The 23,183-nt window shown below is 45.0% G+C and carries 16 protein-coding genes; 10 read left to right on the top strand and 6 right to left on the bottom strand.

Translation table 11 applies throughout. From position 1 onward, the window contains the following. Positions 1–7: 7 nt before the first annotated feature. Positions 8–1,294, bottom strand: coding sequence for a LysM peptidoglycan-binding domain-containing protein (locus tag PPIS_RS14685; RefSeq protein ID WP_010377640.1), 1,287 nt, complete (start codon positions 1,292–1,294; stop codon positions 8–10). Positions 1,295–1,524: 230 nt separating this feature from the next. After that, positions 1,525–2,388, bottom strand: coding sequence for a LytTR family DNA-binding domain-containing protein (locus tag PPIS_RS14680; RefSeq protein ID WP_010377643.1), 864 nt, complete (start codon positions 2,386–2,388; stop codon positions 1,525–1,527). A gap of 166 nt (positions 2,389–2,554) precedes the next feature. Here PPIS_RS14680 and PPIS_RS14675 point away from each other — a divergent pair, with 166 nt between their 5' ends. Together PPIS_RS14675 and PPIS_RS14670 are read left to right on the top strand one after the other, a co-directional pair. After that, positions 2,555–3,757, top strand: a complete 1,203-nt coding sequence (locus PPIS_RS14675) for an acyltransferase family protein (RefSeq protein ID WP_010377646.1) — start codon at positions 2,555–2,557, stop codon at positions 3,755–3,757. A 137-nt stretch (positions 3,758–3,894) separates the two neighbouring features. After that, on the top strand, positions 3,895–7,320 hold the full coding sequence (locus PPIS_RS14670; protein WP_010377648.1) for a GMC family oxidoreductase N-terminal domain-containing protein: 3,426 nt from the start codon (positions 3,895–3,897) through the stop codon (positions 7,318–7,320). Positions 7,321–7,623: 303 nt separating this feature from the next. Here PPIS_RS14670 and PPIS_RS14665 read toward each other — a convergent pair whose 3' ends face one another. From PPIS_RS14665 to PPIS_RS14650, 4 genes are all read right to left on the bottom strand, one after another. Further along, a complete protein-coding gene (locus tag PPIS_RS14665) occupies positions 7,624–9,591 on the bottom strand; it encodes a TonB-dependent receptor (RefSeq protein ID WP_010377650.1) in 1,968 nt (655 codons plus the stop codon). 139 nt (positions 9,592–9,730) lie between these two features. Next, entirely contained in the window at positions 9,731–10,507 is a 777-nt protein-coding gene (locus PPIS_RS14660) for a LytR/AlgR family response regulator transcription factor (RefSeq protein ID WP_010377651.1), read from the bottom strand. A gap of 131 nt (positions 10,508–10,638) precedes the next feature. After that, on the bottom strand, positions 10,639–11,964 hold the full coding sequence (locus PPIS_RS14655) for a sensor histidine kinase (RefSeq protein WP_010377655.1): 1,326 nt from the start codon (positions 11,962–11,964) through the stop codon (positions 10,639–10,641). A 10-nt stretch (positions 11,965–11,974) separates the two neighbouring features. Next, a complete protein-coding gene (locus tag PPIS_RS14650; protein ID WP_010377657.1) occupies positions 11,975–13,390 on the bottom strand; it encodes a sigma-54-dependent transcriptional regulator in 1,416 nt (471 codons plus the stop codon). A gap of 251 nt (positions 13,391–13,641) precedes the next feature. Between PPIS_RS14650 and PPIS_RS14645 the strand changes: the two genes are divergently transcribed. The 8 genes from PPIS_RS14645 (at position 13,642) to PPIS_RS14610 (ending at position 23,156) form a co-directional block, all read left to right on the top strand. Then, the gene (locus PPIS_RS14645; protein WP_010377659.1) at positions 13,642–14,895 is read left to right on the top strand and encodes an efflux RND transporter periplasmic adaptor subunit; all 1,254 of its coding nucleotides are present in this window, start codon (positions 13,642–13,644) and stop codon (positions 14,893–14,895) included. 10 nt (positions 14,896–14,905) lie between these two features. Continuing rightward, on the top strand, positions 14,906–15,613 hold the full coding sequence (locus PPIS_RS14640; protein ID WP_010377661.1) for an ABC transporter ATP-binding protein: 708 nt from the start codon (positions 14,906–14,908) through the stop codon (positions 15,611–15,613). Between the two features lie 2 nt (positions 15,614–15,615). Beyond that, positions 15,616–18,009, top strand: coding sequence for an ABC transporter permease (locus tag PPIS_RS14635; protein WP_010377663.1), 2,394 nt, complete (start codon positions 15,616–15,618; stop codon positions 18,007–18,009). A gap of 300 nt (positions 18,010–18,309) precedes the next feature. Further along, positions 18,310–19,656 (top strand): 3-deoxy-D-manno-octulosonic acid transferase, encoded by a 1,347-nt coding sequence (locus tag PPIS_RS14630; RefSeq protein WP_010377665.1) that lies wholly within the window; start codon positions 18,310–18,312, stop codon positions 19,654–19,656. A gap of 2 nt (positions 19,657–19,658) precedes the next feature. After that, the gene (locus PPIS_RS14625) at positions 19,659–20,687 is read left to right on the top strand and encodes a glycosyltransferase family 9 protein (RefSeq protein WP_010377668.1); all 1,029 of its coding nucleotides are present in this window, start codon (positions 19,659–19,661) and stop codon (positions 20,685–20,687) included. Then, positions 20,684–21,013 carry a hypothetical protein gene (locus PPIS_RS25415; protein WP_249031222.1) on the top strand — a complete coding sequence of 110 codons (330 nt, stop codon included), beginning with the start codon at positions 20,684–20,686 and terminating at the stop codon, positions 21,011–21,013. The genes PPIS_RS14625 and PPIS_RS25415 overlap by 4 nt, the downstream gene beginning before the upstream one ends. A gap of 2 nt (positions 21,014–21,015) precedes the next feature. Then, positions 21,016–22,044, top strand: coding sequence for a glycosyltransferase family 9 protein (locus tag PPIS_RS14615; RefSeq protein ID WP_010377668.1), 1,029 nt, complete (start codon positions 21,016–21,018; stop codon positions 22,042–22,044). Beyond that, positions 22,041–23,156, top strand: coding sequence for a glycosyltransferase (locus PPIS_RS14610; RefSeq protein WP_010377670.1), 1,116 nt, complete (start codon positions 22,041–22,043; stop codon positions 23,154–23,156). The genes PPIS_RS14615 and PPIS_RS14610 overlap by 4 nt, the downstream gene beginning before the upstream one ends. Positions 23,157–23,183 lie beyond the last annotated feature (27 nt).

Raw genomic sequence — 23,183 nt, 5'->3', positions numbered from 1 at the left:
CTACGCCCTAAGGCGACAGAAATACCAGTAACGTATCGCCAATTTTCAGTCTATCTGTCGATAGCTGGTTCCATTGCTTTAGCTTAGCGACACTGACATTAAATTGCTTAGCTATGCGCCATAAACTATCGCCGTGTTTGATCTGATAGTCCAGTTGTTTGTCAGCCAAAATGGGCAAAATTAGCTTTTTTCCTGCACGAATTCGGTCACTCTTTAATTGATTAAAGGCTTTTAATTCGGCGACGGTTAGCGAATAGCGCTTTGCAATAGTGCTAAGAGAGTCTCCACGTCGGATAGTATAATGTTGCCATGTATCCGCGGGCATTTTGGGTAAGTGTGTGAGCATGGTTTGCCACTCTGACACGCGCGCTGTGGGAATGACAATATGCTCAGGGCCGCCGAGTAATGCAGGAAAACGTGCATAGCCTGGATTTAATACCTCGACTTCTTTCCAGCCTTTGAGATCAGATAAGATGGCTTGTTGTTCGAGTTTAATAACGCTGATTAGAGAGCGATTAGGGATTTTAGGAAACTTCATCAAGTCATGCTTTAGCAGCTGTGATGCCGCAAGTAGCTTTGGTACGTAGTGACTTGTTTGGCGCGGTAGCTTCAAATGGAAAAAGTCAGTTGGCTTACCTGCTTTTTTATTACGTTCAATGGCCGCAAGCACTCTACCTTCACCCGTGTTATAGGCGGCAATGGCATGATACCAATCACCATCAAAACGTTTGTGGAGGTATTGCAAAAAGTCCAATGCGACGCGGGTCGAGTCTACGATATCTTGGCGGCCGTCATACCAAGCGTTGATCTTGGCACCATAATGTTTTGCAATCAGTGGTGTGAGTTGCCACAAACCCGACGCATGCTTGTGAGAATAGGCTTGGGTATTAAAGTCACTTTCAATTAGCGGCATCAATGCCAGTTCTATTGGCATATCGCGCTTTTCGACTTCTTCTACTAAGTAATAAAGTAGCGGCGCTGCACGTTCACTGATGGTATCCATATAATTGGGATGCCTGAGGTACCAATCAATCCGTTGTTTTACACGCTTATCGTCGGAATCGGCAAAGCTGAGTTGATCTTTAATACGGAGCCATAAATCATCAGTTGCGAGCGGATCATATGGCGTTTTAACTACTGTTTTAGCTTCGTCTTTGACTGTATTTTTTGGCTTGTTTACACCAGCTTGCACGGAGTTATCTGGCGTAGGTTCATTCTGTTGAGGTTGCTGTATTTGGCTACAGCCATTTAGCAGCAGGATTGCTGTAAGTAATGGAGTGATGAGGTTTTTCATAGAGCCTTTTTTATTATCCTTTTATTATGCAGTCCAATGAGGCATCTGAACCGCATAAGATTGTATATAAATTCGGTGCAAATGCAAAAATAGACACCTTACCTGTTGCGGCTGTGTAGTGTAGGGTGATGAAATGGATACAAAATGAACTTTAGCGTTACAGCATTTAGCATTGATTAATGGGATTAACGCAATAACACTCGGTTACTTGGTAATTGCGTATTGCTCACTTACTCAAGGCGTAGTTGGTGCTTAAATTGTGTTTTATAGGTTCGCGAGAGTGTTAATACTTTCCCACTTTGCAATGCGATTTCGCTGTCACCACTGGCGAGCGGCGTAATACTTACCACTTTAGACACATTAATAGCAAAAGAGCGATGAATACGCACGAAGCCAACGGGGTCTAAGCGCTGACATAACGTAGCAAGCGTGGAACGTAGCGGATAAATGCGGCCATTTACGTGTAGATTGACGTAATTTCCAGACGACTGTAACCACTCAACCTCTTCAACTTTAACGATAAATTCTTTACCAAGCTTACGTACCAATAAGTGATGAATAGGTTTGTGGAGTGTTTCATCTTCATCGCTTTCTTGTTTTATCGGAGATGCTTCACCAAGCATATGGGAGACACTAAATTGATAGGCTTTTATGAGTGCAATAAAGAACACTAAGCTCCATGCATCTTTTTGATATTCATAGATAAGTTCAAACCAAGAAAGGTGAAAGTTGTAATCTAGTTGCAAACTAAAATAAATCGTTTCACGTAATAACACCATGATGCCAACATGGCCAAAACAAAATAACAGTGAGGCAATAAAAAAGCTAAAAGCGACGTTAACAGGTTTATGCCACAGCCAAGGAAATGCGTTTAAATACCAAGATATGGTAGGAATTAAGGCTAAGCTGGCAGCTGCACTGGTATATTCCCACACGAAAGGCTCCCACAGCGCAAAATCGAGCTGCGCATCTCGGTTGGCATCCATGATCAGAGTAATGGCATTCAAGGTGTTGTTAATCGTTAGAAAGAGGGCGAGTAATGCCATTGCCATCAAAGGGTGGTATTGCTGAATAAAGGTACGTGAAAACATCATGGTTTGAGTTTTTCTTTTACTCTAGCAACTGGATGCAAAGCGGTCACTTATTTTATCCCACTATTCCACGGTTTATCCCTAGCTATTGTTATTTAAGCAAATTTCGTTTGATTGTACGCTGTATTGGCGCACTGTAGGGGTAAGTTTATTTTCAAAAAGAAATACCATGGATCATTTAAATCGGCGAGTAGAGCTAGACTGGCTGCGTGTTATTGCATTTACGATACTCATTTTTTATCACACCGCTATGTTATATGTACCTAATTGGGGTTTTCACTACAAAAGTGCTTATACTTCGGTTTGGCTAGAATATCTGATGTTACTGATCTCACCATGGCGCATGTTGCTTATCTGGTTTATCTCGGGAGTTGCGCTTAGATATATTTTTGATAAACAAGGTGCATGCACAGCCATGCTCTTTCGTACTCCTTTGCTATTGCTCCCGCTATTATTTGGCATATGGCTAGTTGTGCCCGTACAACTGTACGCAGAAATGCAGCAAAATGCTGGATTAACGCTTGGGTATGTTGATTTTTACAAACAGTTTATTGATTTTAATAGCCCTTTATTTAGTCAGTATCAAAGCGGTATTTGGCCCCATGTCGATGTCAATCACTTGTGGTATTTGCGAGAATTATGGCGTTTTACTTTGCTCCTTGCTGTGTTGCATATCGTCTTTAATTCTAAGCCTCAAGTAATGCTCCGGCATTTTATCACTTTGCGCTGGTCAACTTATCTACTAAGCGTGCTGGCTTTTGCAAGCTTACTTTGGGCTCAGCTAGCATTGGACGGTGATAGCAAAAGAGAATTTCAGGGATTTGTTTTTCTTCTCGCAGGTTATCTGCTTGCTAAGCATAATCGGTTTTGGGCTTGGCTTGCTCGGCAAGGTAAAGTGCTGCTGTGGGTTTGTGCAGTCAACGCTATGATTATTTTGCTTTTATATCATTTTTACTGGTTGCAGCAAGATACGCGCACAACCTTCATTACTTGGAGTGGGAGTCTTGTGTTGGTGTTGCAGCGCGTGTGTGCGGTGTTGTTGATATTAGCATTAGCGGCGCGTTATCTTAACCGTCCTCATCCGCTGCTTACGAGGCTCAATAAAGTGGTGTTTCCTATCTATCTCTGGCACCAAAGCGTGATTATTGCCTTGGCGCTTTGGCTGAGCCGTTATCAACTTGGTGGTGTGTTTGAGAGCCTGTTGGTGATCACAGGAACGCTGCTATTTTCTGGATTGTTGTTTTGGCTGGTGCCAAAGCTGGGCTCCCTTGGGTTGATGGTGGGGTATCGCGCAGCCTTGCTGACAAACAATAAAATTCTTTGGGGGTTGGGGTGTTTGTTATTGTTGCCGCTGATCCTCCGGATTATTTAACCAGAGTACTGCATCATTGTGCAATAAATGCTCTACTCTTATTGCTAGGGTCAGTATGCCTCCGATGGAGGATACTTCACGGATAGCATCGCCACGGGCAAGGTGGTGAGCGAAAATAAGAAGAGGGAATCAAGCAAATGAAACCAATTTCTTCACCTCTGGCGGCAATTCAGCCGCATTACGATGTACTTGTTATTGGTAGTGGTTATGGCGGTTCTATCGCTGCGTCACGCATGGCGAGAGCCGGAAAATCAGTCTGCCTACTTGAGCGAGGGCGCGAGTTTTTAACGGGAGATTTTCCGGATACCGAGTTGGAGGCCGCTGGCGAGTTGCAGTTTAATAGCCAAACAGGACACAAGGGCTCTCATTTGGGATTATTTGATATTCATATGCACCGTGAACAGAATGTCGTCGTCGGTTGTGGTTTAGGTGGCACCTCTCTTATCAATGCCAATGTTGCTTTGCCCCCAGTAGATGCAGTACTGAGAGATCCAGTATGGCCACATGCGATTAGAGATGATGAGGATGGCTTGTTGGAAGAGGGTTTCACGCGGGCTCGAGAGATGCTGAAACCTGCCTTATACCCTGAATATTACCCAACTTTGAATAAACTGAAGGCTCACCAGCAGTCGGCAAATGCATTAGAAGCTCCCTTTAATAAAGTACCAATCAATGTATGTTTTGCGACGCCTGAAGGTGGCGTTAACCATGTGGGTGTTGAGCAGCAAGCATGTAATAACTGCGGAGACTGTGTGTCTGGCTGTAATTTCAATGCCAAAAACACAACTCGAATGAATTACTTACCGGATGCTTGGAATCATGGCGCAGAAATTTATTGCCAGGCCAGTGTGCGCTACTTGGAGAAAACCGACTCCGGTTGGCGGGTGTTTTACCAAGACATGGAAACCGGCGCAGAGTGCTTTTCTGCAGCCCCGTTATTTGTTGAGGCGGATCTTGTGATTTTGGCTGCAGGCACGCTGGGCAGTAATGAAATTTTATTGCGTAGCCAAAGTCGCGGTTTGGCTATCTCTTCGCAACTTGGTCAGCATTTTACTGGTAATGGCGATATGTTGGGTTTTGGCTATAACTGCGACACCGAAATCGATGGTGTTGGGGTTGGTAATCTAGAGCCAGAAGGCAAAGCGCCTACAGGACCTTGTATCACCAGTGCAATCGATCTTCGTGAAGCGAGCGAACACGCGCAACAAATGATTATTGAAGAGGGAAGTTTACCCGGCGCCATGGCGGGAGTGTTACCAACTGCGCTTGCAAGTGCTGCGGGTGTAATTGGGCTCGACACGGATCACGGTTTTTATGACGCTTTGGAGGAGCAAGCGAGAGTATGGCAAAGCCAATGGCGAGGTGCTTATCATGGTGCGGTAAAACATACTCAAACCTACTTAGTAATGAGCCATGACGATAGCCAAGGTGTCATAACTTTAGAGCAAGACAAGTTGAACATCCGTTGGCCAGAGTTAGGATCTCAGCCTAATTTTCATCATGCGAGTGAAAAGCTGCTTCAAGCAACAGCAGCGCTCGGTGGCACCTATGTTAAAAACCCAATTTGGTCACCGTGGTTGAATAATCGCTTGGTTACAGTTCATCCTTTAGGTGGCTGTCGGCTTGCTGAGACGGGTTCCGAAGGGGTGGTGAATCATAAAGGGCAAGTGTTTACAGGAGAGAGTGATGCCTGCTACGACTCGCTCTATGTGTCAGATGGTGCCATCATTCCAACATCGCTTGCGGTCAATCCGCTGCTTACGATAAGCGCATTGACGGAGCGCTGCTGTGCACTTATCGCCAAGGACCGTGATTGGCAAATTGACTATCAATTGCCATCAAGCCGCTCCCGTAGCGCTGAGCCGACTACAACAGGGTTGGCGTTTACAGAGCGCATGCAGGGCTATTTTAGCCGCGTGGTAGAGCCAAGCACTACCTCTTTACAAACCTACTTGGCTGCTTATCAGCAGGGTCAAGAAACAAACCAAACGCTATCGTTTGTATTGACGGTTACCTCGACGGATCTAGAGGTGATGTTGACCGACCCACAACATAAAGCGCATATTTCGGGTCGCGTTGAGTGCAATCTGCTTTCTGATAAACCATTGACCGTTCGCAATGGTGAGTTTCGTTTGTTTGAGCGTCAGGCCTTTCCACCAAATACTCGGAAGATGATCTATAAAATGAATTTAATGGCGGAGGATGGCAAGCAGTACTTCTTTAATGCCTTTAAGCTAATCAAAGACGACCCTCACTCTCTCGATCTTTGGGATGATACTACAACCTTATTTGTTGATATTCATGAAGGAGAAGATACTCAAGGGGCCGTGTGTGGTCACGGTATTATGAAGATAGCACCGATTGATTTTGTGACGCAGCTTGCCACTATTCGTGTAAGTCATGCCGAGAGTAAAGCAGCTCGCTTAAAAGCCATTGCGCGCTTTGGGCAATTTTTTGCGGGCACTCTATATCAAAGTTACGGCAGTATTTTTTACCAAGAAAAAACGCACAGTGGTGAATTGGTGCGCAAAAAGCGGCCGCTAAGGGCTCCAACACCTGAAGTGTACTTGTTTGATACAGCTGATCATGTGCAGCTATCGCTGACTCGTTATCGTGGCGGTGACAAGGGCCCGGTTATGTTAGTGCATGGGCTGGGAGTTGCTTCGAGTATCTTTTCCACCGACATGATTGATACCAACTTAGTCGAGTACCTAGTCGCTAACCAATATGACGTGTGGCTATTGGATTATCGAGTCAGTATTTTGTTGCCTGCCGCCGCAAAGCAATCAAATGGCGATCAGGTCGCGAAATACGATTACCCTGCCGCGGTGAACAAAATCCGAACCATTACGGGAGCGGATAGTATTCAGGCGGTGGTGCATTGTTATGGTGCTACGACCTTCTTTATGTCTATGCTTAGCGGACTTTCTGGGGTTCGCAGTGTCGTTGCATCACAAATTGCGGCGGACGTCGTGGTGCCGATGGCAACGAAAATGAAGACAGGTTTGCATCTCCCTTCATTTTTAGAAAGGTTGGGCGTAGACTCACTAACGGCGCGAGTACCAGAGCAGAGCAATGGGCTTGCCTCTTTGTATGATAAGGCGCTAGGCTTGTACGCGCTCGCCGAGGCACAGGGGCGATGCAACAATGATAGCTGCCATCGCGTGACCTTTATGTACGCCTCCTTATACCGTCATGATCAGTTAACCGATTTGCTGCATGAGCATATTGATGAACTATTTGCCGAAGCCAATATTCAAACCCTTGAGCACCTTGCTGCAATTTGTCGCGCAGGAAAACTGGTTGATGCAGATGGCAAGGACGTTTACATGCCACACATCAACCGATTAAACGTGCCGACGCTATTTATTAGCGGGGCAGATAACGAATGCTATTTACCTGAGAGCACGAAAAAAACCTATGAACGTCTTTGTCTTGCCTTTGGTGATGCTCAGTTTACGCGTAAGGTGATCCCCAATTACGCGCACATAGATTGTATCTTTGGGCGTCAGGCTGATGTAGATGTTTTTCCACATATTCTCAATCATTTAGAGCGATATTAGGGCCTGTTGACCTTTGCTGTTTGACTTTTGTTCTCCTGAGTGTGTTTTAGTCGCGACGCTCGACTTGCCGCCTAGTAATCTAGGCAAAAGTTGAGCAACAATGAACAAAGCGCACTCAGGTGAACCCAAAGGGCAGCGCTTGATTGGCATTTCTACTGTGTTGTCGCCTGACTCACATAGAATAACTATGCTACGCCGGCTCTGCCTTGTATAAATACCAATCAAACTGCTGCAAAAACAAACTTGAAAGATAAACAGGCCCTAGTCAGGACACTAAAGTCGGTAGGCGCGATTAGTATCGGCCTACCAACTTCCGCTTAGCGTGAGCGCAAACTCTGGTGGTACACGCTCACGAATCGCTTCCATCGCACTTACGCTGCCCGCCCGTGAGGCGTTGTAATACAAGCGTCGATATTCGTATCTAGACGTGAGTGGCGAAGCTTCTAAGTTGAGCTTAACGCGTTGGCTTACTTGAAGCTGTGCTTGCAAAGTCAATTGCAATGAGCCTGATTCAATAAATTGCTCATCGGGATAATATTCGCGATAACTATCCCCGCTGGAAATCTCAGCGCTCCACGAAAATCGATTAAAGCTTTGTCGAAATTGCATACTAGCCCAATGTGGAACAGTCCCGTTGATTGCACGTTTTCCCGTGAGCACGTCACGGTATGATGCGTCCCGATAACTATAATCAAGATTGAGCTGACTGTTGTTGATCCAGCTTGATAAGTCTAGATTAACCGCACCATCTAGCCCCCAAAGTGCGGCATCCCCGGCATTTGCAACTATGCTTTCTCCTCGATTATCTTGCTGATATTCATGCACATCTTTTTGCCACTGATAAAAAGGCTTAACGTTAAAACGCCATCTTTCACCTTCTTCAATATCAATTTGCAGTGCAAGTTCAGTGTACTGCATTGGCTTTATTTTAAGATTGCCAAACTGTAAGCGGCCAAATCCTGCGTTGAGCTCTGGTAAAAAAAGTGAAAAATCGAGCTGTTCCACTTCATGCTTTAAGGTGGTTGTAAACTGAGTGCTTTTTGTCGCGTCATAATTTAATCGCACCAACGGCTTGGCGATGAGATGCTGAATATCTTCACTCTTACTGCTATTGGTCGAAAGTGTAGCCTGCTCGGCTGCCAGTTTGCTGTATAACTGCCATTTTGGTGAAAGCGACCAAGTAAAAGCCGCAAAGGGCTCAATACTTAGCTCTTTTATCGTGCTGTGTAGCTGCTCCTCGGGCAATATTGTGTTGGCATTTACTCGATTGATACTGGCCTCAAGACCGTACTCCGAGACAGTGTCGTTTACCATCAGGCGAATTACTCGCTCGTCAGTACGCTTATACTGTGTAAAGCTTGGTGTTGAAAGCCGCGCAGAGAGACCATCAAGCATGTGCAACTCATTCTTTTGTTTTGAGTAGTAGCCTGTGAGTTGTGTGCTCCAATGCTGACCTTGCCACTGCCTATCGATAGATATCTCGCTAGTGTTTGTTTTATCGCGCTCTTGCGAAAACGCAGATTCAACATCGCTGGATGAAGTTGGCGTGCGGTACAGCCATTCGTATTGTGACTGCAAGTTGTCTTTTATAGCCTGAACATTGAGTGTTAAGGCGCCATCCTGCATGGTTTTGTGGCTGGTAAATGAGAGCGTTATTCGCTCACTTTGCTCCTTAAATGTTTCTTCGCTGCTTTCCTCGGGTGTGTTATCAGACGCGAACAGCTGACCTTGGCTGGTGCTTTTAAACGGCTCATCCTGAACTTGAATATGACCGCTGTGCGTCCATTGCCTTTTAGGTAAGATAAACCCTGCCATTGCTGTTATGCCAGTGGCGGCGCTGGCATTGAGTGTGCTACCTAGTTGCCAATTATAGGCATTGTTTTTTTCATCACGAATGATGTTAACAACTTGATTATATTGCTTAAGTGAAGGAAATGGGTGATGACTTAGGTAGACTTCTAGCGCAGCGATTTGGTCAACGGGAAGCTGTTTTAAATACTCCGAGACCGATCCAGACTTTACGCGGATCTCCATGCCATTTAATAAAATATTGGCAGAGCTGCCACCTAGGCCGCGCTCACCACTTTGTTCTATGAGTGTGAATGACGGTAAGCGCTCGATGGTTGCAAGTGCATCTTGTGCTGCAAACTGTTGCAGTGAACTTCCAGCATAAACACTCGGTTTAGCGTTATCCATATTGGCGTAAACGCTGCTACTTATGACGCTCATTAAAGCGTAATAGGCCGCCGTGAAGGGATGAAATCGTGTCATTGTTCCTCTTTGAATAAAAAGCTCTCCATTGCGCTATTAAAAATAAAAAAGCAGATAAAACAAATTATTAGGTACGTAAGGTGGTTCTATGGGACGGAGCGACGGGAAACCGTGAGCGAGCTCAGATCGCCCGCTGGTGTTATGCAGCCAGAGAAAGCGTATCGAAGCGTGACTTTAGTACTTTCTTGTAACCTTTACTCAAGCTAATTTGCGCGCCCGTTGATAACTTGATGATGGCATTGCCAGATGCTTTGGTGATGATACGTTCAACATAGGTCAAGTTAACCAAATAAGAGCGGTGGGTGCGCACAAACATATCGGTTGGCAGCATGGCTTCAAACTGAGATAGGGTTGCTCGCTTGAGGTATTGGTGCGACTCGGTGTGAATTTCAACATAGTTTTTAGCTGCCACAATGTGCACTATGTCTTTGATTTGTAAAAATGACTTATCGCCGCCTAAATCCACAAGCAAACGTTGATTTATCGCGGTACTATTGTTTTCTTTATTGCTTTCAATACGGATAAACTTGTGCCAAATCATAAAGCAGACGTAGATCACCAGCGGGTGTAATGGCGCAAAATAATACAAGGTATAAGGAATATCATCGCGATAAACGAGATAGTCGAATCCAGCTTGTATAGACATGCTCAGCACGAATAAAACCGAGCAACAAACGAAGTAATTACGCCAACATACCTTATTCTGTTGGCTGAGTTTATTTAGCCATAAGAAGAGTATAGGTGTGTAAATATACCAAAGCCCCCATTCCTGCAAGGCCCACCAGATAGGGTTATTCAGCCGCTCACTTTCTATCTCAACCCAATCGTGCAGTAAGTCGATTGCGGTTAAAAATATGATGACGGCAGTCCAGCCAACTCCAGTAATAGTAAGAATAGGTTTGTATACGGTGTGCACGAACTTTTCCCTAAATTAGATACTTCTAGTTTACCGATTTTTTATAAGTTCACAAATCCTCAAGGAGCGACCTGGCATGTAGTCTTATTTGCCTTTAACTAAAGATAAGCCTTAAGCAAAGCTCAAGTGAGTTAACCAAATACGCATCTGAAGCATGCGCCTTGCTCGCGCCTAAGATAAATTAAGTCGCCGCCATGATTGATCATAATTTGTCTCGAGAGGCTTAAGCCGATCCCCGAGCCTTGTTGTTTAGTGGTAAAAAACGGCACGAAAATCATGTCGACTACATGGTCGGCAATGCCAGGGCCGTTGTCGCTTATTTCTATATAGTGCTGGCCTGCGTTATTGGCTCCAGTTTTCAACACCACTTGGCGTGTGTTTCGCTGGTCTTGGTCATTGCGTTGTTGCACCGCTTCAATAGCATTTTTGGTTAAGTTAATAAGCACTTGCTCAATCTGAACCGTGTCTAACATCACCAGTTGGGAGTGGCTAACATCAAGCTGTAGGTCTATGTTCGCTTGATGACAGCTTTGTTGATGTAACTGATAGATGCCCTCTACAATCGACGCAAGCTGGGCAGGTTGTAGTACTGGGCTTGGTAAATTACTCACCGTTCTAAAGCGAGCGATAAAAGCGCCCAGATACTCAGTGCGTTTAGCCAGTGTTTGCAGTGCTAGGGCGAGGTCTTGTTTATCCTCTTCATCGTCAAAACTTAATGTGTCGGGCAAGAGTCCCTCACAGGTTTGTGCAATGGATGACAGAGGTGTAATAGAGTTAGCGACTTCGTGCGTAAGCACTTTGGTGAGACGCTTATAGGCTTGCTGCTCTTTGTTTTGTAATGCATCACGAATGGATTGTAAGGTGACAATTTTACGAATTTGCCCTTGGATCTGCGCTGACGTTATTTGTATAGACAAGTTATCTTGTTGCTCGCCACATTGCCAATTTGCTATTGTTTTCAAGCTGTTATCGCATTCATTAATCAGTGGTGCGATATCTTCTAAATCTTCGCTGTGATTAATGGGTTTACCGAGTAAGCGGGTTACCGCTGGGTTGGACTCAATGACATTACCATCTTTATCGAAAACCAGTACGGCTAAATCTATATGCACTAAGAGGGTCTGCAAAAAGTGGGCCTGTTGCTCTGCAATAAAACGTGCACTTTGAATTCTAGTCTTAATCTCTTCTAAGTGCTGCCGCATGGGATGATGATGGCTCAACCCCAATGAACTATCGCCATTCGCGAGTGATTTCAAAACAAAAGTCATGTGCTTGTTCTGTTTGTTAAATTGACGGTATAAAGAGGAGGTGAAAGCGATCGCTATTAGCGTGACTAGGAGCCAAGTCGCCGAGAATCCTCCTTGTATATACAAGACTATCGAGAGCACATTAAAGCCAATAAGGCCAAGAATTGTACTGAAAAAAACCATTGTAGGATGTTGCGTAAAGCGAACCATATTTTCTTGCCTACAAATCGTATTTTTCTAGTCGACGGTACATTGCTCCTCGGGTTAATCCGAGTGCTTTTGCGGCGTTTGAGACATTGCCGTGATAGTGCTTGAGCGCTGCACGCACAGTACGTTGTTCAATCTCTTCAAGGTTGAAAGTATCTGTGGAAATCAGCGTATTAGTATCGTTTTTATCGTCAGTAATTATTCCTTCAGCTGGCGCTGAGGTTGTCTTCACCACTGTGCTGATGTCCAAAAGTTCGTTTTCGCTTAGGATCACCGCTCTTTCAATAGCATGTGCTAGTTCCCTGACATTTCCTGGCCATTGATATGCTTGTAGACTCTGCATGTCTAGGCTATGTATCTCAAGCTGCCGCTTATATTTGTGGCAGTAGTGTTCAAGATAATAGTTTACAAGTAGTGGAATATCTTCAGTACGCTCACGAAGTGGCGGAAGACGGATCTCTATAGTATTGATCCGATATAATAAATCTTGTCTAAAACGGCCTTCATCAACCGCTTGTTGCAGGTTGTCATTGGTGGCACAGATTAGTCGAATATCCACCGAGATGGGTTTGTTTCCTCCAACTGGAGTGATCTGTCTATTTTGTAACGCGGCAAGCAGCGTCGTTTGTTGATTCATGGGTAAGTTTCCCAATTCATCTAAAAATAGGCTCCCTTCGTGTGCTAATTCAAATCGGCCAACTTTGTCTTCTTTAGCGTCGGTAAATGCGCCTTTTCTATGACCAAACAGTTCGCTTTCGAACAAACTTTCGGAGATAGCACCCATGTCTAAACTGATAAAAGTATTGTCGCGACGCATACTGGCTTGGTGGATGGCATGTGCAGCAAGTTCTTTGCCGGTGCCACTTTCACCGGTGATCAAAATGTTGGCATCGGTGAGTGCCGCACGTTCTATAGTACTAAACACCTTTTTCATGGCCGGGCTTTGGCCTAAAAAAGCAAATTGATGGCTACCGCTAGACTGATTGAGTGCCTGATTTAACCCTTGGGTCTGGCGAGTGAGCTTACCAACTTGCTGTTTGTCTTTGGCATGAGCAAATGCGGCAGCAACCGCACCGAGTAATTGGTCGTTCTGCCAAGGCTTAGCGATAAAGTCTGCAGCGCCTGCTTTTATCGCATCGACAGCAAGTTGAATATCGCCATAGGCGGTCATTAACAACACCACGATACTTGGGTCTTGTTCGACAATTTTCTTTAACCAATAAAAGCCTTCTTTGCCACTAATAGCATCTTGGCTAAAGTTCATGTCGAGTAAGATCACATCTATTTGCTGTGATGCAATCTGCGCTTCTATATCAAAAGGATTATCAGTGGTGATGATGGTTTGGTAATGCTTTTTTAGCAAAAGCTTTGCTGCAATTAATATATCGCTGTTGTCGTCGACAATTAATATGGTGCCTTCTTGCTTCATACTCAGAGTGCTTTGTTTTTCTTTTAGCCTAGCGCACTTCAAGCTATGGCGTCCATGAAAAAGTGTTCATTTTTGGACACTTTTCTGATTTATATGTGTTCTATTTTCGGACAGTTTAACATTGGAAAATAACTAACTTAATATTTAACCCGTTGTTATATATATAGTAAACCCCCTTGGCATGAAGTTTGATTATAAGTCTTATATATCCGATAAAGCGATTTAACTAATACAGAACAAGGGGCGTGAATATGGATAAGAAAATAGAACGTTCAGGACTACAAAAGCATCTTAAAAAAGGCGTTGTTGGCGGTGTGTTACTTGGCATTGCAGCAGCTGCGTTTGCGTTTAATAACACCTCATCTTCAGGTCGTAGCCAAAACTTGGAACTGCGCAGTCTGACAGTAAGTACCGTCAGTAAAGGTGCTTTTGTTGATGCCCTAAGTCTGCGTGGTCAGGTCGTGCCAAAAACTACCATTTACTTAGATACTATCGCTGGTGGTCAAGTGGAAGAGCGCTTAGTCGAGCAGGGTGAATATGTTGAAGCCGGCCAGCCATTAGTTAGGTTGAGCAACACTAGTTTACAGCTAGACGTAATGAGTCGTGAAGCTCAGGTTACGGAGCAGCTTAACTTCCTGCGAAACACACAAATGACGATGGAAACCAGCCGCCTTAACCTACGCCGTGATTTGCTTGAAATTGATTTGCAAATTAGTCACCTAGAACGCCGTTACAAGCAATCTAAGCCGTTGGTTGAAAAAGGTGTGCTGGCATCAGATAGGCTTTCTGAAATTGAAGACGATTTAAAGTACTACAAAGCGCGAAAAGAACTGACATTAGAGCGTCAAACACAGGAAAATTCGATTAGAAAAGTACAAGTTGAACAATTAGAAGATAGCGCCGAGATGCTACAGAAGAATTTGCAATTTGCGCGTAAAAACCTCGAAAACCTACTGATCAAAGCGCCGGTATCGGGTTATTTGAGTGAGCTAGATGTAGAAATTGGCGAATCAAAGAGTAAAGGGGCGCGTTTAGGTCAAATTGATATTCCAAATGAATACAAATTGGTTGTACGCCTCGATGAATTCTATTTAAACCAAGTACAACCTGAAATGGCAGTAAATGTGCTTTTGGATAGCGGTGTTGTTACAGCAAAGGTGAGCAAAATTGATAGTCGCGTTACCCAATCACAGTTTCAGGTAGAAGTCGCTCTGCCAAGTGGTCAAAGCGATATAAAGCGTGGTCAAAGTATTGATGTCGAGCTAATGCTCGGTGGTAACAAAGAAAATGCGTTATTGCTAAAGCGTGGTGCTTTCTTTACTAGCTCTGGTGGTAACTGGGTATACGTACTCGCAAATGATGGTAAATCTGCTGAACGTCGTGACATTCGCTTAGGTAAAAAGAATCAAGACTACTATGAAGTCCTAGACGGCCTATCACAAGGTGAAAGAGTAATTACCTCAAGCTATAGCAACTTCGACAAAGCGCAACAACTAAATTTCTAAGGATATTACAATGATAAAACTAACTAACCTAAACCGAGTATTCCGCACTCAAGACGTTGAAACTACTGCGCTAAACGATATTAATTTAACTGTTAATGAGGGTGAGTTTGTTGCAATCATGGGACCGTCAGGCTGTGGTAAATCTACCTTGCTTTCAATTCTTGGAATGCTGGACTCTCCGTCTTCTGGTCAGTTCGAGTTTGCAGGTACTGACATTGCGGGCTACACCGAGAAGCAGCTATCACAGTTACGTAAAGCGTCAATCGGTTTCGTATTTCAAAGCTTTAACCTGATTGACGAGCTGACGGTATTTGAAAATGTCGAACTACCGCTGCAGTACCAAAATATCTCTAAAAGTGAACGCAAACAGCGTGTAGAGCAGATTTTAAAGCGCGTTGCCATTGATCACCGCGCGGATCACCTACCGCAGCAACTGTCCGGCGGTCAGCAGCAGCGTGTCGCGGTAGCACGAGCTTTGGTTATCAACCCTAAACTTATTTTAGCGGATGAACCAACAGGGAACTTGGATTCCAAAAATGGTGAAGAAGTAATGACAATGTTGCGTGAATTGAACAAAGAAGGCACCACCGTGATCATGGTTACTCACTCTGAAAAAGAGGGAACCTATGCAGATAGGTTAGTGCGATTATTAGATGGTCAAGTCATGTTGGATAAGGCAAATACCGCCGTTCAAATTCCAGATAGTGAGGTGGCCTAATTATGATAGCCAATTATTTAATTACAGCTTTACGCTCCTTTAAGCAGCAAAAGCAACATTTTATATTGAATGTTGTAGGTCTTAGCGTTGGCCTTGCTGCCGCAATTTTGGTAGCGTCTTTTGCTCGAAATGAGCTCTCTTATGACAGCCAACAACCAGACGCTGAGCAAATTTATCGTATCGGTCAGGACTACACTAAGCTTGGCTTAGCGGTGGTGCCAATTTCTAACTTTGCTCGTGCAAAAGAGATGGAGCAATACAGTCAGATTGAGTCTGTATTTGCACTCACTAAAGTAGATTGGACAAATCAAGCTGAAACAGACGTACAGCATAATGGTCAAGGCTACAAATTAACAGAGGTACTGGGAGCTACTCCAAATATCCAAGACTTCATCAACATTGATACGCTAGCTGGCGACTTGAGCAATGCGTTGAGCGTACCAAATGGTATCGCGTTAAATGAGTCTGAAGCGTTGCGAATTTTTGGCACAACTAATATTGAAGGTGAAACACTTGACTTCAAAGGCGGCCAATACACCGTGAAGGCCGTATTTAAGGATTTACCCGAAAATACGCACTTTTCATTCAAAAGCTTAGTTTATGTTGAACATGACCTATCTAATTTAGACATCAACTCCAGTTACGTTTATCTTAAACTTGCTGAAAATACAGATGTAGCGGCGCTTGAGCAAATATTTACTGATAAATACTTTTATGGCCCGATGAAAGGTAAGCTCGCGATCGAGTTACATCCATTGCGTGATCTTCATCTCACAGCAAAGTCACCATTTGAGATGAAATCAGGAGGAACGGAGCAAGTTGTCGTGATTTGCGCTGGACTGAGTGTACTGCTTATCCTGATTGCAGGCTTTAACTTCATTAATATGACGGTTGCCCAGTCGGCAAAGCGTGCTAAAGAGGTGGGTGTGCGTAAAGCGCTAGGGGCAAGTAAGACTCAATTGGTCACACAGTTTTTGGCTGAGTCAGTATTGGTATCTTTATTATCAATGATTATTGCCTGTGTCTTAGTAGAGCTATTTTTACCAAGCTTTAATCAACTTGTAGATAGAGCGCTGTTTATTGACTATATGTCGATGTTTAGTGTTGTCGTCTTGGGTGTAGCAATTGTCGTTGGTGTTGGCGCTGGTTTATATCCTGCGTTGTTTATTTCATCTTTCAGTGCGAAGCGAGTGCTTAGTGGCGATTTGCAAAGGGGTAATACAGCAATCTTTGTACGTAAAAGCCTACTAACTTTTCAAGCTGCTTTATCAATCGCTTTGATCATTGCATCGGTAACACTACAGCAGCAACTTAAACACTTGCAAAGCTTACCTCTGGGGTATGAGACTGAACAACGTGTTGTGGTTTCAGATATACCTGCATCGTCTATTTTCTCGAAAGAGCCAACAGCGCTAATGAATAGGCTTACAGCAATAGATGGTGTTGAAGCCCTGAATGTAATCGATACGAAACTGACAGTATCAATCAATAGCAGTGTGTCACCAACGTGGCCAAATGGAGAGCAATCAGAGGGGATAACACCGACTATTGGTGCAGGCTTTGATTTAGTCGAAGGGTTGGGGCTGACATTATTAGCAGGGCGTGATTTTAGCCGCACATACGCTGCAGATTGGGCGTCTCAAGATGGTAACAGTACTAACGTTGGGGCGATCATAACTGAAACAGTTGCAAAGCAGGCTGGTTACTCAAATTATCAAGATATCATTGGACAAACCATTTTGGATAAAGGCTTTGGCTTGAATATGCGAGTTGTGGGAGTTGTAGCTGATGTAAAAGTGGGTAATGCCCAAGACGCGAACTCTAATATCATCTTCCTGTGCGGATTTAGCCAAAGTACAGCGGGCGAAATAATAATGACGGTAAGTGCTCAAAACATTGCCTACGTGCAAGAGCAGGTGACTGATATTCTTGCTAAGAACGCCAACCTTTATGAACCGAATATCAGCCTTATGTCTGATAATTATAAAGCGGTTCTGCGTGGTGATGAACGAGTCTCTTTAGTTGTGTTGATCTTTACCGGCCTTGCGGTATTCCTGACGTGCTTGGGCACTTTTGGCTTGGCATCTTTTGCAACGGTTCGTCGCCAAAAAGAAGTGGCTGTGCGCAAAGTTCTAGGTGCATCACGGTTAAGCATTGTGAATATCTTAGCAAAAGAGTTCCTGACTTTGGTGGGAATCAGTATCGCCATAGCTTATCCGGTAACCTATTGGCTTGTTGGTGATTGGCTTGCTAATTTTAATGACCGCATCGAGCAAGCTGTGTGGGTATATGGAGTCGCAGCATTAGCTGTTGCGGGGATCACATGGCTCACCGTTGCTACACTTGCGTTTAAAGCCGCGAGTACACGTCCGTCGCTAATCTTGCGATATGAGTAAATTAAATTGGTAATCACTCAAGAAATTGCGGCCTAACTTAGGCCGCTTTTATCATTTATTTCTTGATGTGTTCATCGTTAATGTCGGCACGATCATTTCTGGTTTTGAATGGTGTGAATATGTCGCCGAGGGCAGCAAAGCGTGCTAAGAAGTCGGCATTCGTAAGCGCTAGGTGCTAGTAAGTCTCAACTTGTCACACAATTTCTGTCAGAATCTTTACTTGGCTTACCACTGTCAATTTAGTGTCAAAAACCATAGTTACACTGGGGTTAATTCAGGCTTGAATAACAAGGTGTGGCTATGGCTAAGGTTAAGACAACCTATCGTCTTCGTGGAAGATCAGCTAATTCACTTTGGATTGGTGTTTATAACAATATCCTGTTGTTGTGTTTACCTTTGATTGCACTGATCTTATTAAAAAAATGGCTACGTAAACCGGGTTATAAAAGGCACTTTTTACAGCGCTTAGGTGTCTACGATTGTAAGCGTTTACCTGCCTGTATTCATTTACATGGCGTCTCCGTTGGTGAATGCGCCGCCATTGCTAAACTTATTCCTGAGCTGCGTAAACAGCATCCTCATTTACCCATTGTTTTTACTTGTACCACGGTTGCGGGTTCCAACTATATTGAGCGCAACTGGGGGGAGCAAGTCATTCACACCTATTTGCCACTGGACTTTCAATTGACAGTTGGTGCGTTTTTGACGCATTTTAATCCGGTATTGACCATGTCGGTTGAGATGGAGTGGTGGCCTAATCTTATCCGTCAGTCGCGCAACCAAGGCAGTCGAGTGATGCTGGTAAATGCCCGCATGACCGACAGATCAAAAAATCGCTATGCCAAAATGTTGGGTCTTTTTACCTTTACGGTGTCCAAGGTGCATAAAATCCTGCCGCAAAGCGAGCTAAGTTATCAAGCTTTTCGCGAGTTGGGTGTACCACCAGAAAAACTGATGATGTGCGGTAATATCAAGTACGATTGGCCAGAACTCAAATACGCCGACCCAACGCAAAAGTCCTCTCAGCTGACATGGATTGCGGGGAGCACGCATGACACCGAAGAACTAGCGGTGGTCGCAGCGCACAAACAGTTGTTACAGCAAAATCCAGCGGCTCAGCTAATTATCGCACCGCGTCATCCTGAAAGATTTGATGAGGTATGGTGGCTGCTGCAAGCAAGCGGGCTGAGCTGTCAGCGTTACTCGCACACGCCAACACTAGCGGCAAATACGCAAGTGTACCTGCTCGATACGATGGGCAAATTATTTGCGTCTTATCGTGATGCCCATGTTGCCTTTATCGGGGGCTCGTTAGTTAAGCTCGGTGGTCATAATCCTGCCGAAGCCATTGTCCAAGGGGCTGCCGTCGTAATGGGAAGTAGTCGACGAAATTGTGAAGATATATGTGCGCCGCTGAGTCAAGCTGGTGCACTTGTTGAGGGTAACGAACCACAGCAAATAGCTAAAGAAGTCATCGGCTTTTGGCAAAATAGTGCTGCAACAGTGCAACAAATACAGGCTGGGCAAGCCGCTATCGCAAAGCATAATGGCGCACTACACAAAACCACATTGCAAGTTTTATATCAGTTAAAGCAGGCGCAACGGCCAGTTCATAGTACCCGATTACATCCAATGGTGATCAGATAACAATGCAATACAACAATATCCTTATTGTCCGGCTCAGTGCCATTGGTGATATCGTGATGGCGTCAGGCCTTATTTCTGCACTAAAGGCACGTTATCCAGAGGCAAAACTGAGCTGGTTGGCAGAGCCTGCTGGCGCGACCTTGCTACAACAAAATCCACTGCTAGATGAGGTGATCCTGTGGCCTCGCAATGAGTGGCAAAAAGTGCGAAAAGCACAGGGGACCATAGCGCTACTTAAGCTAGTTAATAGCTTTAAAAAGCAGTTGGCTAGTCGACAATTTGACTTAGTGCTCGACGCCCAAGGACTCCTTAAAAGTGGCGTGCTAGCTTGGCTTAGCGGCGCTCAATATAAGGTTGGGATCAATAGTCGCGAGGGCAGTCAGTGGCTTATGAATAAGGTAGTGACCTCGCCTTGGTCTGCTGATATCAGCTCGGAATACAGAGCTGCTGCGACATTTTTTGGTGCGCCAGAAGCGGCATTTCAATACTCGCTCATTGCCTCGAAAGAGACACAACAACATACAGAAGCACTGCTATTGGAGCATACTCAAGGTCAACCTTATGTGGTGTTTTGCCCGTTCACAACGAGAGCTCAGAAACACTGGGTAGATGAGCATTGGCGTGAGTTGTATAAACAAGTAAATCAGTCTATTTGTGCGCATATTATTATATTGGGTGGACCAAGTGATATCGCGCATAGCGAGCGCTTAGAAAAACAGATGCCGGGGATCATTAATCTAACCGGGAAAACGACATTGCTTGAGTGCAGCGAGATCATTCGGGGAGCAAAAGGCGTGATTGGCGTTGATACTGGGTTGACGCATATGGCGATGGTGCATCATACCCCGGTTATTGCATTGTTTGGTTCAACCTTGCCGTATGAAAACACCTTCAATCCAAATGGTCGTGTGTTGAGCGATAAACTTGCTTGCTCACCGTGCAAACGCCGACCAACCTGTGAGGATCGTTTTGATTGTATGGTGGGGCTCACGCCACAAAGAGTGTCGAGCGCACTAGGAGAAGTGCTATGAAAGTTCTGCATATTGAAGCGGGCCGTCACTTATATGGCGGCGCACAACAAGTGGTATATTTAACCCAAGCGTTGCAGCAAAAGGGAATTGAGAACGTACTAGTTTGCCCGCCTAATAGTGAAATGATTGCAGCAGTTGATAAGCAAGTTGTTGTGGAGCCTGTGAAAATGGCAGGCGATCTCGATGTCATGCAATGGTTTGGGCAAGCCGCTATCGCAAAGCATAATGGCGCACTACACAAAACCACATTGCAAGTTTTATATCAGTTAAAGCAGGCGCAACGGCCAGTTCATAGTACCCGATTACATCCAATGGTGATCAGATAACAATGCAATACAACAATATCCTTATTGTCCGGCTCAGTGCCATTGGTGATATCGTGATGGCGTCAGGCCTTATTTCTGCACTAAAGGCACGTTATCCAGAGGCAAAACTGAGCTGGTTGGCAGAGCCTGCTGGCGCGACCTTGCTACAACAAAATCCACTGCTAGATGAGGTGATCCTGTGGCCTCGCAATGAGTGGCAAAAAGTGCGAAAAGCACAGGGGACCATAGCGCTACTTAAGCTAGTTAATAGCTTTAAAAAGCAGTTGGCTAGTCGACAATTTGACTTAGTGCTCGACGCCCAAGGACTCCTTAAAAGTGGCGTGCTAGCTTGGCTTAGCGGCGCTCAATATAAGGTTGGGATCAATAGTCGCGAGGGCAGTCAGTGGCTTATGAATAAGGTAGTGACCTCGCCTTGGTCTGCTGATATCAGCTCGGAATACAGAGCTGCTGCGACATTTTTTGGTGCGCCAGAAGCGGCATTTCAATACTCGCTCATTGCCTCGAAAGAGACACAACAACATACAGAAGCACTGCTATTGGAGCATACTCAAGGTCAACCTTATGTGGTGTTTTGCCCGTTCACAACGAGAGCTCAGAAACACTGGGTAGATGAGCATTGGCGTGAGTTGTATAAACAAGTAAATCAGTCTATTTGTGCGCATATTATTATATTGGGTGGACCAAGTGATATCGCGCATAGCGAGCGCTTAGAAAAACAGATGCCGGGGATCATTAATCTAACCGGGAAAACGACATTGCTTGAGTGCAGCGAGATCATTCGGGGAGCAAAAGGCGTGATTGGCGTTGATACTGGGTTGACGCATATGGCGATGGTGCATCATACCCCGGTTATTGCATTGTTTGGTTCAACCTTGCCGTATGAAAACACCTTCAATCCAAATGGTCGTGTGTTGAGCGATAAACTTGCTTGCTCACCGTGCAAACGCCGACCAACCTGTGAGGATCGTTTTGATTGTATGGTGGGGCTCACGCCACAAAGAGTGTCGAGCGCACTAGGAGAAGTGCTATGAAAGTTCTGCATATTGAAGCGGGCCGTCACTTATATGGCGGCGCACAACAAGTGGTATATTTAACCCAAGCGTTGCAGCAAAAGGGAATTGAGAACGTACTAGTTTGCCCGCCTAATAGTGAAATGATTGCAGCAGTTGATAAGCAAGTTGTTGTGGAGCCTGTGAAAATGGCAGGCGATCTCGATGTCATGCAATGGTTGCGTTTACGAAGGGCTATTGCTCATCATCGGCCTGATTGTGTTCATATTCACAGCCGTCGAGGGGTTGATACTTGGGGATTGCTTGCCGCGAAGTCGCTTAATGTTCCTGTTATTTTATCGAGGCGAGTCGACAACACCGAGCCACGCTGGTGGTCAAAATTAAAATACCCAGCCTACGATAAAGTGATCGCTATTTCAGAGGGGATCCGCCAAGTATTACTCTCACAAGGTGTCGCCTCTGAGCAAGTAAAGTTAGTCCACAGTGCAGTCGACACCCAGCGCTTTGCACCAAGTAGCGCGGAGCGGCAATGGCTGCTTGATGAGTTTGAACTGCCACAAAATGCTTTGGTTGTGGCTAATTTTGCGCAACTGATAGAGCGTAAAGGGCAGGATGTGATCATGCGTGCAGCCAAAAAACTCATTGTTGAGCATCCTAATTTGCGCGTATTACTGTTTGGTCGAGGGCCAAAGCAGCAACAGTATCAGGCACGTATAGATGAACTGGGGCTGCAAAAAATTGTCCAGCTGGTGGGATTTCGACAAGACGTAGCGCGTATCTTACCGGCGGTTGATATCGTTGCACATCCAGCATCGATGGAAGGGCTAGGCGTAGTGTTATTACAAAGCAGCGCATCTGGTGTGCCTGTAGTGGGCTTTGCTGCTGGCGGCATTCCTGAAGCGGTTGCGCACAATGAAACCGGATTACTTGCTCCGGTTGGTAATCAAGTTCAGTTTACCCAAGATCTTAATCGCTTATTGCAGGACCCGATTTTACGAGAGCAAATGGGCCGTAAAGGCCGCGCTAAAATGTGCAGTGAATTTGCCATTGAGGTGATGGCGGAAGGCAACTTGTCGGTATATCGAAGCGTGTTAACTGAGTTGGGAAGAGCGCCTTTAACTAGGGCCTGTTGACCTTTCAAGTTTGTTTTTGCAGCAGTT

This window comes from Pseudoalteromonas piscicida (assembly GCF_000238315.3).
GTDB classification, from domain to species: domain Bacteria; phylum Pseudomonadota; class Gammaproteobacteria; order Enterobacterales; family Alteromonadaceae; genus Pseudoalteromonas; species Pseudoalteromonas piscicida.
The sequence above is the reverse complement of the archived record's forward strand: the minus strand, read 5'-3'. Positions and strand labels throughout refer to the sequence as shown.

Excerpts from the sequence above, each read along its gene's own strand:
- PPIS_RS14685 (WP_010377640.1), bottom strand. The coding sequence starts at position 1,294 with ATGAAAAACCTCATCACTCCATTACTTACAGCAATCCTGCTGCTAAAT.
- PPIS_RS14680 (WP_010377643.1), bottom strand. The coding sequence starts at position 2,388 with ATGATGTTTTCACGTACCTTTATTCAGCAATACCACCCTTTGATGGCA.
- PPIS_RS14675 (WP_010377646.1), top strand. The coding sequence starts at position 2,555 with ATGGATCATTTAAATCGGCGAGTAGAGCTAGACTGGCTGCGTGTTATT.
- PPIS_RS14670 (WP_010377648.1), top strand. The coding sequence starts at position 3,895 with ATGAAACCAATTTCTTCACCTCTGGCGGCAATTCAGCCGCATTACGAT.
- PPIS_RS14665 (WP_010377650.1), bottom strand. The coding sequence starts at position 9,591 with ATGACACGATTTCATCCCTTCACGGCGGCCTATTACGCTTTAATGAGC.
- PPIS_RS14655 (WP_010377655.1), bottom strand. The coding sequence starts at position 11,964 with ATGGTTCGCTTTACGCAACATCCTACAATGGTTTTTTTCAGTACAATT.
- PPIS_RS14650 (WP_010377657.1), bottom strand. The coding sequence starts at position 13,390 with ATGAAGCAAGAAGGCACCATATTAATTGTCGACGACAACAGCGATATA.
- PPIS_RS14645 (WP_010377659.1), top strand. The coding sequence starts at position 13,642 with ATGGATAAGAAAATAGAACGTTCAGGACTACAAAAGCATCTTAAAAAA.
- PPIS_RS14640 (WP_010377661.1), top strand. The coding sequence starts at position 14,906 with ATGATAAAACTAACTAACCTAAACCGAGTATTCCGCACTCAAGACGTT.
- PPIS_RS14635 (WP_010377663.1), top strand. The coding sequence starts at position 15,616 with ATGATAGCCAATTATTTAATTACAGCTTTACGCTCCTTTAAGCAGCAA.
- PPIS_RS14630 (WP_010377665.1), top strand. The coding sequence starts at position 18,310 with ATGGCTAAGGTTAAGACAACCTATCGTCTTCGTGGAAGATCAGCTAAT.
- PPIS_RS14625 (WP_010377668.1), top strand. The coding sequence starts at position 19,659 with ATGCAATACAACAATATCCTTATTGTCCGGCTCAGTGCCATTGGTGAT.
- PPIS_RS25415 (WP_249031222.1), top strand. The coding sequence starts at position 20,684 with ATGAAAGTTCTGCATATTGAAGCGGGCCGTCACTTATATGGCGGCGCA.
- PPIS_RS14615 (WP_010377668.1), top strand. The coding sequence starts at position 21,016 with ATGCAATACAACAATATCCTTATTGTCCGGCTCAGTGCCATTGGTGAT.
- PPIS_RS14610 (WP_010377670.1), top strand. The coding sequence starts at position 22,041 with ATGAAAGTTCTGCATATTGAAGCGGGCCGTCACTTATATGGCGGCGCA.